The organism is Azospirillum endophyticum (genome assembly GCF_016595245.1).
GTDB classification, from domain to species: Bacteria; Pseudomonadota; Alphaproteobacteria; order Azospirillales; family Azospirillaceae; genus Azospirillum; species Azospirillum endophyticum.
In genome coordinates, this window is the sequence record NZ_JAENHM010000058.1 from 86669 (window position 1) to 100271 (window position 13603).

Below are 13603 nucleotides of genomic sequence, written 5' to 3' on the forward strand. Positions count from 1 at the left end.
GCCTGGATCAGAGTGTCCGCTTCGCCACCCTTTGACGGACAGCATCGCGAACAAAAGTTCCTGCCCGGTCGGTCGATCAGCCTTTGCTCAAAAGGGCTTTTGCGAAGGGGGGGCCGTTGCCGGAGCGCTTTCCGCGTTGCCGGTTAGCAGCCGGTCGAGAGCTTCTCCAAGTTGCCGTGGGGTGACCGGCTTGTAGATGACATGGAGGCTGTGCGCCGTCGCGTCGTGCTCAGCCTCGCTCCCGGTCTCGCCGGTCAGGATGATGCCCGGTATGTCGGCACCGTATGCCTCGCGCACCCGCAGGATCGCTTCGGTCCCGATCTGCCCTTCACGCAGACGGTAGTCAGCGACGACGATGTCGGGTCGCCGTCCGTCCTTTCGGAGGGCGGCGAGCACTCCTTCGGTCGAAGTGGCGGCCAGCACCTTGTAGCCCCACGCCTCGAAGGTCGCCTTCAACCCGAGCAGCACGATGGCATCATCGTCCACCAGCACGGCGACCCGGCCGTTGCCTACCACCTCGACGGGCGCCACGACGGCCTGCTTCGGCCCGACCCGGCCGAGCGGCATGGCAATGGAGAACACCGACCCCTGGCCTGGCGTTGAGCGCACCTCCACCGGGTGCTCCAGCAGGGCCGAGAGACGCTGCACAATGGCGAGGCCGAGGCCAAGGCCGCGGTTGCGGTCACGCTCGGGGTTGCCGACCTGATGGAACTCCTCCCAGATCCGTTTCAAGTGCTCGTCCGGGATGCCGATGCCGGTGTCGGCGACTTCGATGCGCAGGGTGTCCTCCGTCTTGTGACACGCGATGGTAACGCGGCCCCGGTCGGTGTAGCGCAAGGCGTTCTCGACCAGATTGCGCACCATCCGCGCCAGCAGCGTTGGGTCGCTGCGTACCGCCGCCTCGCACTGAGTGACACGCAGATCCAGGCCCTTGGCCGCAGCGATTGGTGCGTAGGCGCTGCCGATCTGTTCAATCATCTGTCCCACATCGAAATCCTCGATGGCGGGCCGAACGATGCCTGCGTCCAGATGTGAGACGTCGAGCAGGCTGTTTAGCAGATCGCGCAGCACATCCAGTCCACGTCCCAGGTGTTTGAGTGCATCCTGCCCCCTGGGAGCGACATGCGGTTTCAGCACGTCCAGGAACAGCAGCAGCGACTGCATGGGCTGACGCAGGTCGTGGCTGGCTGCCGCTAGGAAACGCGACTTGGAGCGGTTAGCGTCCTCGGCCACCTGGCGCGCCTTCTCAGCCATGTCGTGCGCCGTCCGCAGAACCACTTCCGCTTTCGTGCGATCATGAATGTCGGTTGAAGCGCCGAACCAGCGGACGATCGCGCCGCTGTGGGGATCGCGATAGGGCTCACCGCGAACCAGGAACCAGCGGTAATTTCCGTCCTTCGAGCGGATCCGGTGTTCAACGAGATACGTGCCGCCGGTCCGCCGCGCTTCCTCGAACCGCTCCATCGTCAGTGCCACGTCGTCGGGATGGATGAAGTTGTCAGCGGTTTCGGCCGCTGTTGTGGGATTGTGGACAATCCCGGTGTAGTCCGACCACTGCTTGTTGAAGAACTCCACACGCCCCTCGGCGTCGGTGATCCAGACGATCTGCGGAACAGCGTCGGCCATCAGCCGGAACCGTTCTTCGCTCTCGCGGAGCGCCGTTTCGACCGTCTTGCGGTCCGTCACGTCACTGGCCGCCCCGAACCACTCCTCGATCTCGCCGTGTGGACCCAGGATCGGCACCGCCCGCGACAGCGTCCATCCCAGGGTACCATCCACCCGCCGGACGCGGTGCTCCAGTTCAAAAATGCCCTTCGTCGATATCGCCTCCCGGATCACCTCCCAGACACGCAGTTGGTCGTCGGGGTGGATGTATTCGGCCAACCAAGTCGTGCTCGGGCTTTGCGTATCGGTAAGGAAGCCCTGGCCATCGAGCTGGCGCAATTCTGTCCAGTCAGGATTCATCCGGTAGAGCACGTAGGACGTCGCGTTCAGCAGAGCCCGGAGCCGCTCCTCGTTGCGGCGCAGTGCGGCTTCGGCACGAGCCCGTTCCACGGACTGCCATGTCCGTTCTGCCACCTCTCCGGCAAAGGCAACGTCGGCCGCGGACCATCGGCGCGGCAGGCGGTTATGGACCGACATCAGCGCCACCAGTCGCCTCCCCTTGATCAGCGGCAGGCTCATGAAGGCGCCTATACCGGTCTGCGCGAAGCTGGCGACGGCGCTTGGCGTATCGGTGCGCGGGTCATGCCGGACGTCCTCGATGACGACCGTCTCGCCGTGCGTCAGGGCGGCGATGAACTCCGGCCCGAAATCCTCCATCCGGTGGCGGCCGACGTTGCGGGGCATGGTGCCGTCGTTCCATTCCCGCTCGATGGTGGCAAAGACACCGGCGTCGTCGACGTCGGCGTAGATCACCTGACCGGCACCCAGATGTTCGCCCAGCATCGCCGAAGCGGTTGTCATGACCTCATGCGGATCGGCAAGGCCGCGCAGACACTCGTCCAGCGCTCCGCGGAAGGCGGCGCGTCGATCAGCGAACACCTTTTCGGTGATCTCCACGCAGGCGGAGTAGACGCCGCTTACCTGCCCTCCCGGGGACTGGGCGTCGTCGGCGTCGCGCACGGGTGCGTAGAAGAATGAGAAGTGCGCTTCCTCCAGATACCCCTTACGCATCATGAGAAGCTGGAGGTCGTCCATGCACGTCGGTTCGCCGGCGTAACCGCGATCCATGATCGGCCCGACGCTGTCGACCAGTTCCGACCATACCTCGAAAAAGGGACAGGCGAGGGCTGCCGGATGCTTGTTACCGAGGATCTGGGCATAGGCGTCGTTGTAGAGCATCGCGCGCTCGGGTCCCCAGGCGACGAACATCGCCTGGTTGGCGGCCAGCATAAGGCTGGTCACCGTCTTTAGAGGTTGCGGCCACGCCTCCGGCGGGCCGAGGGGCGTGAGGGACCAGTCGTGCGCACGCATGCGCGCACCCATCTCGCCGCCGCCGCTCAGAAAAGCACGGCCATGGACAAGCGTGTGATCCGGCGGCCCGAAGGAGGCACCGGTCATCGGGTGCCGCCATCCCTGTAGTCGCGCCAGACACGCGCCCTGAGCGTCGCGGCCGCGATCCGGCGGTCGCCACCCTCCTCCCCCTCCAACCCCGGGACGTTTGCAGACCGCAGGGCCTCGAGCACCAGGGCGCGCACGGTCATGCCGCGTCGCACCGCCTCCGCCCGAATGGCATCACGCCCACCGGAACTGACCATCACGCAGAGCTGCACTTCCTGGGATGTCGCTGGGCCACGGCTTGCCCTGGTCGTTTGATCGCGCGCGGTCATGGATCTTCTGGAAGTTAGGATTTCTGGAAACCCTACCGAGTGTCGCCCCCGGACACACCACGTCATTGTAGGTAAACCCCGTTGGCTTTGGACCGACACCGTCCGCAAATCGGCCCTTTGACGGGCAATCGCCCAAGTGTCCGGAAACCCGCGTTGAGGATGGCTTTCCGGACAAACTGATCGTCGGACCGTTTTCATGACGACAGCCGGACGCTCCTCGCTGCAACACGTCGACGTGCGCCCAAACTCTGTCCGCTCCACCTGATCGAAGGTCGTGTCGGGCTTCCGCGCGTCTGCATCGAACTCGCTGCACCAACACTGCCCACAACGACTTGCGAATGATTATCAATATGGTTAGGCTTCCGGTCTGTTCCCCGATCCCGTGACCTGATGACGACCAATGCCATCGCCCTGACGCGCCTGCTCGTGCACGAGCGCCCGTTTCTTCTGCGGCTCGTGCAGCGGATCGTTGGGAACGCTCCGACGGCCGAGGACGTCACGCAAAGCCTCTGGTTCAAGGTCCAGCGCATCGACGACGACCCCCCGATCGTGAACAAGCGGGCCTATCTCTACCGGCTTGCCACCAATCTGGCCTGCGATTTCGCCCGCGCCGACCAACGTTACCGGAGCGTGTTCGAATCGGGCGAACTGCCGGAGGCGGCGGTGGCCCCGCTGCCGCCGGCCGATGCCGCCCTGATCGACCGGCAGAATCTCGACATTCTCATGGCGGCGCTCGACGAACTGCCGGAGCGGACCCGGACCGTCTTCATCCTGCGCAAGATCCACGAGATGCCGGTCGAGGAGATCGCGGCACGCTTCGCCGTGGGCCGGGACATGATCCTGAAGCTGTTGCGCGCGGCCGTCCTGCACTGTGACGCGAGACTCCACGATCCGCGCCGGTGATGCGCCCCGGTGATGCGCCCGAATGACCGGGGCCGTGACGCTCCGGCCTCGGACGCGACAATCCGCTTGCACCGCTTCCGGCCATCGTAGTCTATGAAATCGTCCAGGAAGACGTCCATGCCGTTGCACCCGCCGCCGGGCGGCGGGGGAAAGTGAAATTCTTGGCCTCGTCCGAACAGCCCATTCCCGAAAACATTCGCGAGGAAGCGGCGCGCTGGCTGATGGAGCGCGATGCCGACCCGCTGTCACCGCAGCAGCAGCGGGCGCTGGCCGCATGGCTGCGCGCCGATCCGCGTCACGCGCGCGCCTTCGAACGGCTGGAGCGCAGTTGGGACCTGATGGGCAGCGCGCCGATCGAAGCCCGCCTGCGCCAGCAAGGGCATGGGGGCAGGCCGCCTCCTTCCGCTCCCGCCCGGCGGAAAGCCGGCGCGCGGCGGTGGGCGGCACCGGCGATCGCCGCCGGTCTGGCGGCGGCGGTGTTCGGACTGGCCGACGACTGGCCGACCCGACTGCGCGCCGATGCGATGACGGCCATGGGGGAGCAGCGGACGCTGTCGCTTCCCGACGGCTCCTCCGTCCTGCTCAACACCGCGAGCGCGGTCGCGGTCGATTATCGCGGCGACGCGCGCCGCGTCCGGCTGCTCAAGGGCGAGGCGTCCTTCACCGTCGCCGCCGACCGCGACCGCCCCTTCACGGTCGAGGCGGGGGATGGAGCGACGCGGGCACTGGGCACGCGCTTCATCGTCCGGCGCGACGGCGGCGACACCGATGTCCTTGTCACCGAGCACAGCGTCCAGGTGGCCGTGACCGGAAGCGATCCGGTCACCCTGCGCCAAGGCGAAGGGCTGCGCTACGGCTCCGGCGGCGTGACGGCCCCCGGCCCCGTCGATGCGTCGGCGGCCGAAGCCTGGACGCGCGGCCGGCTGGTGTTCGTCGACCGACCGCTCGCCGAGGTCGTCGCCGAGCTGAACCGCTATCTGCCCGCCCACATCGGGATCGTCGGCGGGGATCTGCGGGAACGGCGGTTCAGCGGCGTCTTCGACGTCCGCGATCCGATGGCCGCCATCGATACCATCCAGCGCACGCTGCGGATCGAGTCGCTGCGGATCGCCAACCTCATCGTCGTCCTTCACCGCTGACCGCCGCCACTTTCCATTCCACCCCTTCGATTTCGAAACGTCATAGGAATGAGGCGCATTCGCAAGATGCGGTGCCCTCGCGCAAACTGATGTTCGGGGGATGGTGATCGTGATGATTTTGCGGGTCGAGAAGCCCAGTCTGGCGGGCTTGCGGGGTGTTCTGACCTCGGCCATGGTGGCAACGGCCCTGGCGGGCACGGCGGTGGTCGCCCTGCCGAGCCTCGCGCAGGCGCAGGAGACGCGCAGCTACGACATGCCGGCGGGACCGCTGTCCGGTGCGCTCAACCGCCTCGCCGAGCAGGCCGGCATCCGGCTGTTCTACGACTCCGCGCTGACCAACGGCCTGACGAGTCCGGGGCTGAAGGGCAGCTTCGGGACGAGCGAGGCCTTGGTGCGCCTGCTCGCCGGCACCGGGCTGATCCATCGCCGGACCGGCCCCGACTCCTTCACGCTCGAACCCGCTCCCAAAGCGGAGTCCGGGGCCGTCCAGCTCGACACCATGCAGGTCGAGGGGATGGCCGGCGGGCGCGAGACGGGAAGCAGCCCGGTGCCCAGCTACGGCGCCCGGCTGAGCGGCGTCGGCACCAAGACCGACACGCCGATCCTGGAGACCCCCCAGTCGATCTCCGTCGTCACCCGGCAGGCGATGGACAACCAGGGGGCGCTCAACCTGACCGACGCGCTGCGCTACACCTCGGGCGTGGCGCCGGCCGCCTACCTGAACGGCGACGGCACCAACTACGACATCTTCACCATCCGCGGCTTCGCCAACAGCAACAGCGGCATCCTGCGCGACGGCATGCGGCTGAACTACAACGTGTTCGACGCGGCGTCGGAGACCTATGGGCTGGAGCGCATCGAGGTGCTGAAGGGGCCCTCCTCGGTGATGTACGGCCAGTCGGGGCCGGCCGGCGTGGTGAACATGGTCTCCAAGCGCCCGACCACGACGCCGCTGCACGAGATCGAAGTTCAGGGCGGCAGCCTCGGCCGCCGCCAGATCGCCACCGACCATGGCGGGGCGCTCGACGCCGACGGGGTCTTCTCCTACCGGCTCACCGCGCAGGTGCGCGACGGCAAGAGCTGGACCGACTTCAGCCAGGACGACCGGAGCTACATCGCGCCGGCCTTCACCTGGCGGCCGGACGACACGATGTCGCTGACCCTGCTCGGCTACTACCAGAAGAGCGAGACGAGCTATTACTCCGGCGTGCCCTACCAGGGCAGTGTGCTGCCCAACCCGAACGGCCGCATCGCCCGCAACCGCTACCTCGGCGATCCCGACCTGAATTACTGGAACACCGAGGCCTATTACATCGGCTACCTGTTCGAGAAGCAGATCAACAAGGCGATCACCGTCCGCAGCGGCCTGCGCTACGGCGAATCCAAGCTCGACTACGGCTATCTCTATCTGGACCAGCTGCTGGCCGACAACCGCACCGTCACGCGCGGCGCCATCAAGCGGCATGACGATTCCGACACGCTGGTCGCCGACAACAACATCCAAGCCAAATGGAGCGGGCTGGGCGGCGAGCACACCACCATGGCCGGCTTCGATCTGGCGCGCAGCCATTACCAGCGGACCCGCTGGTTCGGAGCCGCCCGCTCGATCGACCTCTACGAGCCGGTCTACGGCAACCTCGGCACCATCGCCTTCGCCGCGCCCCGCATCGACGACCCGATCCGCTTCAGCCAGGCCGGACTCTACCTCCAGCAGCAGAGCAAGTTCGACGACCACTGGGTGGTGACCCTGAACGGGCGCAAGGACTGGGCCGAGACGGTGGTGACGGCGAGCAACGCGCAGACGCGGACGAAGGACGACGCCTTCACCTACCGCGCCGGCCTGACCTACCTCGCCCCCGGCGGCTTCGCGCCCTACCTCAGCTATTCGGAATCCTTCGAGCCCTCCGCCGGCAGCACCTGGGACGGCTCCCCCTTCATGCCGACCACAGGCCGCCAGTACGAGGCCGGCATCAAGTTCCAGCCCCATGGCAGCCGCACGCTGGTGACGCTCGCCGCCTACCACCTGACCCAGCAGAACGTCCCCACCCCCGACCCCGACCAGGTGGCTCATCCGGGCGCGCAGGTGCAGACCGGCGAGATCCGCTCGCGCGGCGTCGAGTTGGAGGCGCAGACCGACCTCACCGACAATCTGCGCCTGCGCGGCGCGCTGACGCTGACCGACGCCGAGGTGACCAAGAGCAACGTCGCGGCCGAGATCGGTCTGGTCCCGGTGGACACGCCGGCGCGGATGGCCTCGCTGTGGGCCGACTACAGCATCCGCGAGGGGCGCCTGTCGGGCCTCAGCTTCGGTGTCGGCGGCCGCTACACCAGCGGGACCTACGACGTCGCCAACACGGTCAAGCTTGCCGGGCGCACACTGGTCGACGCCATGGCCGCCTACGAGGTCGACCGCTGGCGGATCGCGCTGACCGCCAGCAACATCTTCGACCGGACCTACATCAACTCCTGCTACGGGAACTGCTGGTACGGGCGGCCGCGGACGGTCGATCTGACCCTGCGCTACAGCTGGTGAGCGGCCGCGCGGGAGGGGCTTGAGGGATGCCGCGCGGGCTGCGCGCCCTGCTGGTCCGGCTGCACCGCTGGGTGGGCCTCGCCATCGCCGCACCGCTGGCGCTGGCGGGGATCACCGGCAGCCTGCTGGCCTTCGAAACCGAACTGGACCGCTGGCTCAACCCGGATCTCTTCGTCGTCGAGGCCGGACCGGCGGCCGTCCGCCTGGAACCGGCCGAACTCGCGACCCGCATGGCCGCCGCCTTGCCGGGGGCGGAACCCCGCTGGCTGCCGTTGCAGGGCGGGCCATCCGACAGCGTCCGGGTCAGGATGGTGCCGGTCGCCGGGCCGCAGGGCGTCTCCCAAGGCGGGCCGCCGGCCGTCCTGGATCCCCCTGTCCTGGACTATGACGAGGCGTTCTTCGATCCCTATTCGGGCCGCCTGTTGGGAACCCGCCGTTCCGGGGAGTCGCCCTTCCAGCGGCGGACGGTGGTCGGCTTCGTCTACCGGCTTCACCAGAGCCTCGCCCTGCCGCCCGTCTGGGGGGCTCTGATCCTCGGGACCGCCGCCATCCTGTGGACGATCGACGGCCTGACCGGCGCGCTCCTGACCTTGCCGCTGCGGAGCGGGCCGGGTCGGGACGGGACGGGACGGGCAAAGGATGGTGGTCGCGCTGGAAGCCGGCCTGGCTGATCAAGCGGCCGGCCGCCCCCGCCCGGCGGATCCTCGACCTGCACCGCATGTCGGGGCTCTGGCTGTGGGGCCTGCTGGCCGTCTTCGCTTGGTCGAGCGTCATGCTGACCCTGGAGCCGGTCTATCGCGGCGTCATGACCCGCTTCGTCGCCTTTGACGAGCCCCGGCGCTCCTTGCCGGTCAAGCCGCCGGACCAGCGCGCGATGCGGCTGGGCTGGGGCGAGGCGTTGGACCTCGCCCGGCCGGCGATGCGCGAGGCGGCGGCGGGCGAGGGATTCCGCGTCGAGCGCGAAGGTGAGCTGGTGCGCGACCGGGCGCGCGACCTCTACGTCTATTATGTCCGCAGCGACCTCGACGTCCGTGACGAAGGGGCATCGACCGGGCTTCTCCTCGACGCCGCGACCGGCACCGTGCTGGCGGTGTCCCTGCCCCGCAGGGCCGGAGCGTCGGGCAATTCTATCAACCAGTGGATGTACGGCCTCCACATGGCCCAGCTTTTCGGCTGGCCCTACCGCGTGTTCGTGGCGGTGCTCGGACTGGCGGTGACCATGCTGTCTGTCACCGGCGTCCTGATCTGGTGGCGCAAGCGCAACGCTTCCGCCGGGGCGCGTCGCCGTTGATGTCGCCTCGCCGTCCCCCGTGGACTGTGAACCGAGTGGCTCACCTGTGGTCCATGATGCAGGAAAGACAAGCCGAGCCACAAGCGTTCCTCGATGTCACAGGTGACAAGTGAGCAACCGGATCGGCGTCGGACCCTGCCCTCGACGCATCGCGCTAACCCAGATCATCCACTGGCGCTGAAGCAGTTTCATCAAGGATCAACGGCGTTCACGCCCGCCATGGTCGAGAGTACCGGGGCTTTGCCCCGCTTATCAGCAGTTGCCGGCAAGCCGGTTCACGCCGCCTTCGATGGCGGCCTGCTGCTGCTGGCCGAGATCAACCGGCGGCTTGGGATCTGCGAGCGCTTGACGGCCTGCATCAAGGGCCCGCGTGCCCTTGAGCGCATCCAGCACACGCTGGTGAAGATGATCCGCTTCCGTGCTCTGTTGATCGACGCCGGGTACGCCGATTGCAACGACTGCGACACCCTGCGCAGCGATCCCGCCTTCAAGATGGTGGTCGGCCGGCTGCCGGAGAGCGGAGGTGCTCTGCTCGCAGCCGACCATCAGCCGGCTGGAGAACTTGCCTGGCCCACTGGCGGGACGACGCGACCCTCCAGCGTCTGCTCAATAGCATCGTGCTCTCACCGCCTTTGCGCCGGTCGTCTCCGATCAGCGATCCCAAGACTCGCAAGCTGATCCTCGGCATGAGCGAGAGAATCACCGTGCGCCTTTTCCCGTCTGCTCGAGGCGGCGGCGATAGGCCATCCGGTCCCAGCGGGAATGCATCGATTTCGACCTCCTCGACAGCGGGCTCGACATCCTTCTTCACCCAGGTGTTCGACATCCCGGCGGTGCTCACCGACATCGTCCAACCCCGTACCTTTGAGCAGGTGGAACAGTATGGCTTCGGCGAGGATGACGAGGAGGCTGTACGACCTGATGGTTGAGGCTCCGCCCCGGCTTGAGAATGCCAGAATCCGCACCCTTCCGCGACATCGAGGCCGCTGGCAGCCAGCCAGCGGCCTTCGCCGTTTCCGGGGCATGGGTCGACCGTTTGAGCGCAGTATCCTCGTTGCGCTGCTTTTCACCATGGTATCGCTCAAGCCGTCCAACCCCACCAGCGAAGCAACCAACGGCAGGTTTTGTAAAACCTCGCGTAAGGAGGAAAATTTTCCTGTAATCTCTCCGGCAAGTTTCCTCGCTTGTGGAGTTCCGCCATGCCCGTCGACAGCCGTACCCTCCAGAACGACCGTTTCCCCTGCTGGGCCGAAGAGCCGCCGGTGCCCACCGAAGGTTCGCTGGTCCCCGGCTCGCAGTTCCATGAGGAGCAATGGATCATGGCCGCCGGCATGCTGTCCCGCGGCAACAGCTTCCTCCAGGTCTCCCGCGCCATGGGCTGCAGCCGCACCACGCTGTGGCGCGCCTACTATGGCTCCAAGGACTTCCGTCACAGGGTGTGGTGGGAGCGGCAGGCGCTGAACCGCGAGGCCGAGCTGCGGCTCTCTTCGCTGCGCATCCTGGTGGCCGAACAGATCGAGCGGCTGGTCACGGCCGGCGATCCCTCCACCGTGCGCTGGCTGGCCGAACGGCTCGGCCTCTTCGCCGCCCTCGACCTGCCGGCGGCCCGGCCGCAAGCCTCCCAGCCCGGCCGCGCGCCGGCGTCCAATCCCCCGCCGGCCCCCAGGCCCGACGATCCCCCCGCCGTCACCGTCCCCGAACTCGACGACGACCTCCCCGGTGAACTGCGCGAGCGCACGCTGCCCGATCCGCGCGCCGTCGCCGCCATCCTCGCCCGCCCGGAATCCACCGGCCCGCAGGGTGTCTACCCCTGGACCGTCAACCAGCATGAGCCTTACCCCAACCTCACCCCCGGCCCGGTGAACCGCCGCGCCGCCGGTCCCTTCACCGGCCGGCGGTAGGTGGAACATCGGCCGCAGACCGTTCCACGCCGTTCCATCCGCCGCTCCACAACATAGGCCAAGTCCCGATGCCCCGATCCTGACGCCGGTTCCGGCACGCTCAGAAGCGCACCCCGTCATCGCCCCCCATCAGCCCCAGCGTCGCCAGCGCCATCACCTGCGCCGCCTGCACCATGTCGTCGATGCCGACCCATTCGTCGGGCTGGTGGGCGAGGTCGAGGATGCCGGGGCCGTAGGCGATGCAGTCCTTCAGCTGGCCGACGCGCACCACATGCTTCTGGTCGTAGGTGCCGGGGGAGACGACCTGCTGCGCCGGGCGGCCCAGCACCGTCTCGATGGCGGCGGCCACCGCCCGCACCACCGGCGCGTCGGCGTCGGTCATCGTCGGCAGGAAGGCCAGCACCTCGCTCAGCTCATAGTCGAAGCCGGGGCGGGTTCGGCGCAGATCCTCCAGGATGGCGACGATCTCGCCGCGCACCGCCTCGGGGTCCTCCTCGATCAGGTAGCGGCGGTCGATCACCATGCGGCAGCGGTCGGGCACCATCGGGCTGGGCAGCCCGTCATGGTCCTCGCGCTGGCCGCCATGGATGGCGTTGATGTTGATGGTGGACTGGCGGGCGCCTTCCGGCACCACCGGCATGTCGGTGCGCTTGGCGGCGAGGCGGGGGATCAGCTCGGTCTCGATCCGGTGCAGCACGGCGCCCATGTGGCGCACCGCGCAGTTGCCGAGGAAGGGCATCGAGCCATGGGCGACCCGGCCCTTGGTCTCGATCTCCGCCCACCAGACGCCGCGGTGGCCGATGCAGACGCGGTCGACGTTCAGCGGCTCGGGAATGATGACGTGGTCGACCCGGGGCCGGGAGAAATAGCCGAGCTTCGCCAGATGCCCGACCCCGCCATAGCCGCCGGATTCCTCGTCCACCGTGCCGGAGATCTCCAGGGCGCCCGCCGTCAGCAGCCCCTCCTCCAGCAGCGATTCCACCGCGATGATCGACGCGGCGATGCCGCCCTTCATGTCGCAGGCGCCGCGGCCATAGACCCGGCCGTCCTTCACCACCCCGCCGAAAGGATCGACGGTCCAGCCCTGGCCGGCCGGCACCACGTCGATGTGGCCGTTGAAATGGACGCAGGGCCCCGGCCGCGGCGCCTCGATGCGGGCGATCACGTTGGTGCGCGGATAGCGGTCGCTGTCGCCGGCCGCCCCCTCCGCCCGGACATACTCCACGCCGAAGCCGCGCGCCGCCAGCCGCCGGCCGATCAGTTCGGCGCAGTCGGTGTAGACGTCGCCGGGCGGGTTGACGGTGGGGATGCGGATCAGCTCCTGGGTCAGCGCGACCAGATCGTCGCGCCGCTGGTCGATCCGCCTGAAGAGCCGGCTGGTTGCGGCGCCGGTGGCTGCGGCCCCGGTGGTTGCGGCATGGGTGTCGGAACGCATGGCCTCTCCCGCGGCAAGGACCGCACCAGTGTCGCCGCATCCCGATGGTCCGTCCACCCCGCCTTTCGGGAGGCGCTGTTGTGCGGCGCACTTTCGCCGACCGGCCAAGGCCGCTACAGTCGCGGCGCCCCCCAGTGGGCCCCTCAGTGGAGAGCCTCTACCATGACCGTCACGCATCCCATCGGGCTGAGCGCCCCGACCCTGGCCGACCCGGTGATCGCCGAGATCGCGGCCCGCTTCGCCGCCGCCCGCCGCGACGCGGCCGGCCTTGCCGATTTCCCCGGTCCGCTGCCGGCCGATCTCGCCACCGCCTACGCCATCCAGGCGACGGCGACCGCGGCCTGGCCCGACGAGGTCGCCGGCTGGAAGGTGGCGCGGGTCCCGCCGGCGCTGGAGGAGACGCTGGGCGCCATGCGCTACATCGGCCCGATCTTCGCCGGCACGGTGAAGGCCGCCGGCGGGTCGCTGAGCTTCCCGGTCATCCCCGGCGGCTTCGGCGCCGTGGAGGCGGAATTCGCCGTGCGCATCGCCGCCGACGCCCCCGCCGACAAGCTGGACTACAGCCCGGCGGAGGCCGCGGCCTTCATCGCCGCCGTCCATGCCGCCATCGAGGTGGCGGGCGGACCGCTGGCGCCGGTCAACACGCTGGGGCCGACCGCCTCGACCTCCGTCTTCGGCAACAACGCCGGCCTGATCGTCGGCGAGGAGATCGTCGGCGGCATCGAGGGCGCCGACGCGCTCAGGGCCGAGGTGCTGATCGACGGGCAGAGCGTCGGCGTCGGCAGCGCCGCCAAGCTGCCGGGCGGCATTCCCGCCGCGGTCGCGGTGGCGCTCGGCATGGCGGCGCGGCTCGGCCGGCCGCTGAAGGCCGGGAACTGGGTGTCCACCGGCGCCCTGACCGGCGTGCACGCCATCGCCATCGGCCAGCAGGCGCGGATCGCCTTCACCGGCTTGGCGCCAATGGACGGCACCGCCGTCGCGGCCGGGGCCGCAGGGGGAGGGAGCGCCTGACGGTTCGGTCCCTTCACCATCAGCACCGCGGCTGGTGCAATCCAGGGTGCGGCGGCGG

11 protein-coding genes and 1 pseudogene are annotated in these 13603 nt (G+C 68.5%); 9 read left to right on the forward strand and 3 right to left on the reverse strand.

The annotated features are described in order from the left end of the window. Window positions 1–87 precede the first annotated feature (87 nt). Window positions 88–3063, reverse strand: a complete 2976-nt coding sequence (locus tag JHL17_RS18885; protein ID WP_200195372.1) for a PAS domain-containing protein — start codon at window positions 3061–3063, stop codon at window positions 88–90. Further along, window positions 3060–3332 (reverse strand): hypothetical protein, encoded by a 273-nt coding sequence (locus tag JHL17_RS18890; RefSeq protein WP_200195373.1) that lies wholly within the window; start codon window positions 3330–3332, stop codon window positions 3060–3062. Before JHL17_RS18890 ends, JHL17_RS18885 begins: the two co-directional genes overlap by 4 nt. A gap of 390 nt (window positions 3333–3722) precedes the next feature. On the opposite strand from JHL17_RS18890, the gene JHL17_RS18895 reads away from it, so the two are divergent. From JHL17_RS18895 to JHL17_RS18930, 8 genes and pseudogenes are all read left to right on the forward strand, one after another. Continuing rightward, the gene (locus tag JHL17_RS18895; RefSeq protein WP_200195374.1) at window positions 3723–4235 is read left to right on the forward strand and encodes an RNA polymerase sigma factor; all 513 of its coding nucleotides are present in this window, start codon (window positions 3723–3725) and stop codon (window positions 4233–4235) included. A gap of 161 nt (window positions 4236–4396) precedes the next feature. After that, window positions 4397–5374, forward strand: a complete 978-nt coding sequence (locus JHL17_RS18900; protein WP_200195376.1) for a FecR family protein — start codon at window positions 4397–4399, stop codon at window positions 5372–5374. 112 nt (window positions 5375–5486) lie between these two features. Beyond that, the gene (locus tag JHL17_RS18905; protein ID WP_247893689.1) at window positions 5487–7907 is read left to right on the forward strand and encodes a TonB-dependent siderophore receptor; all 2421 of its coding nucleotides are present in this window, start codon (window positions 5487–5489) and stop codon (window positions 7905–7907) included. 26 nt (window positions 7908–7933) lie between these two features. Then, window positions 7934–8578 (forward strand): PepSY-associated TM helix domain-containing protein, encoded by a 645-nt coding sequence (locus tag JHL17_RS37675; protein WP_200195379.1) that lies wholly within the window; start codon window positions 7934–7936, stop codon window positions 8576–8578. Next, entirely contained in the window at window positions 8461–9198 is a 738-nt protein-coding gene (locus JHL17_RS37680) for a PepSY domain-containing protein (protein WP_200195381.1), read from the forward strand. The genes JHL17_RS37675 and JHL17_RS37680 overlap by 118 nt, the downstream gene beginning before the upstream one ends. Before the next feature lie 219 nt (window positions 9199–9417). Beyond that, a pseudogene (locus tag JHL17_RS37140) lies at window positions 9418–9778 on the forward strand (transposase); the annotation flags it as partial. Between the two features lie 106 nt (window positions 9779–9884). Next, window positions 9885–10127 (forward strand): hypothetical protein, encoded by a 243-nt coding sequence (locus JHL17_RS18925; RefSeq protein ID WP_200195385.1) that lies wholly within the window; start codon window positions 9885–9887, stop codon window positions 10125–10127. A 270-nt stretch (window positions 10128–10397) separates the two neighbouring features. After that, on the forward strand, window positions 10398–11099 hold the full coding sequence (locus JHL17_RS18930) for a hypothetical protein (protein ID WP_200195387.1): 702 nt from the start codon (window positions 10398–10400) through the stop codon (window positions 11097–11099). A 100-nt stretch (window positions 11100–11199) separates the two neighbouring features. On the opposite strand, the gene JHL17_RS18935 is transcribed toward JHL17_RS18930, so the two are convergent. Further along, complete coding sequence (locus JHL17_RS18935; protein WP_200195389.1) at window positions 11200–12534, reverse strand: acetylornithine deacetylase/succinyl-diaminopimelate desuccinylase family protein; 1335 nt, start codon at window positions 12532–12534, stop codon at window positions 11200–11202. A gap of 162 nt (window positions 12535–12696) precedes the next feature. Between JHL17_RS18935 and JHL17_RS18940 the strand changes: the two genes are divergently transcribed. After that, on the forward strand, window positions 12697–13545 hold the full coding sequence (locus JHL17_RS18940; RefSeq protein ID WP_200195391.1) for a 2-keto-4-pentenoate hydratase: 849 nt from the start codon (window positions 12697–12699) through the stop codon (window positions 13543–13545). Window positions 13546–13603 lie beyond the last annotated feature (58 nt).

Coding starts and splice junctions, on each gene's coding strand:
- JHL17_RS18885 (WP_200195372.1), bottom strand. CDS start 3,063: ATGACCGGTGCCTCCTTCGGGCCGCCGGATCACACGCTTGTCCATGGC.
- JHL17_RS18890 (WP_200195373.1), bottom strand. CDS start 3,332: ATGACCGCGCGCGATCAAACGACCAGGGCAAGCCGTGGCCCAGCGACA.
- JHL17_RS18895 (WP_200195374.1), top strand. CDS start 3,723: ATGACGACCAATGCCATCGCCCTGACGCGCCTGCTCGTGCACGAGCGC.
- JHL17_RS18905 (WP_247893689.1), top strand. CDS start 5,487: ATGATTTTGCGGGTCGAGAAGCCCAGTCTGGCGGGCTTGCGGGGTGTT.
- JHL17_RS37675 (WP_200195379.1), top strand. CDS start 7,934: ATGCCGCGCGGGCTGCGCGCCCTGCTGGTCCGGCTGCACCGCTGGGTG.
- JHL17_RS18925 (WP_200195385.1), top strand. CDS start 9,885: ATGAGCGAGAGAATCACCGTGCGCCTTTTCCCGTCTGCTCGAGGCGGC.
- JHL17_RS18930 (WP_200195387.1), top strand. CDS start 10,398: ATGCCCGTCGACAGCCGTACCCTCCAGAACGACCGTTTCCCCTGCTGG.
- JHL17_RS18935 (WP_200195389.1), bottom strand. CDS start 12,534: ATGCGTTCCGACACCCATGCCGCAACCACCGGGGCCGCAGCCACCGGC.
- JHL17_RS18940 (WP_200195391.1), top strand. CDS start 12,697: ATGACCGTCACGCATCCCATCGGGCTGAGCGCCCCGACCCTGGCCGAC.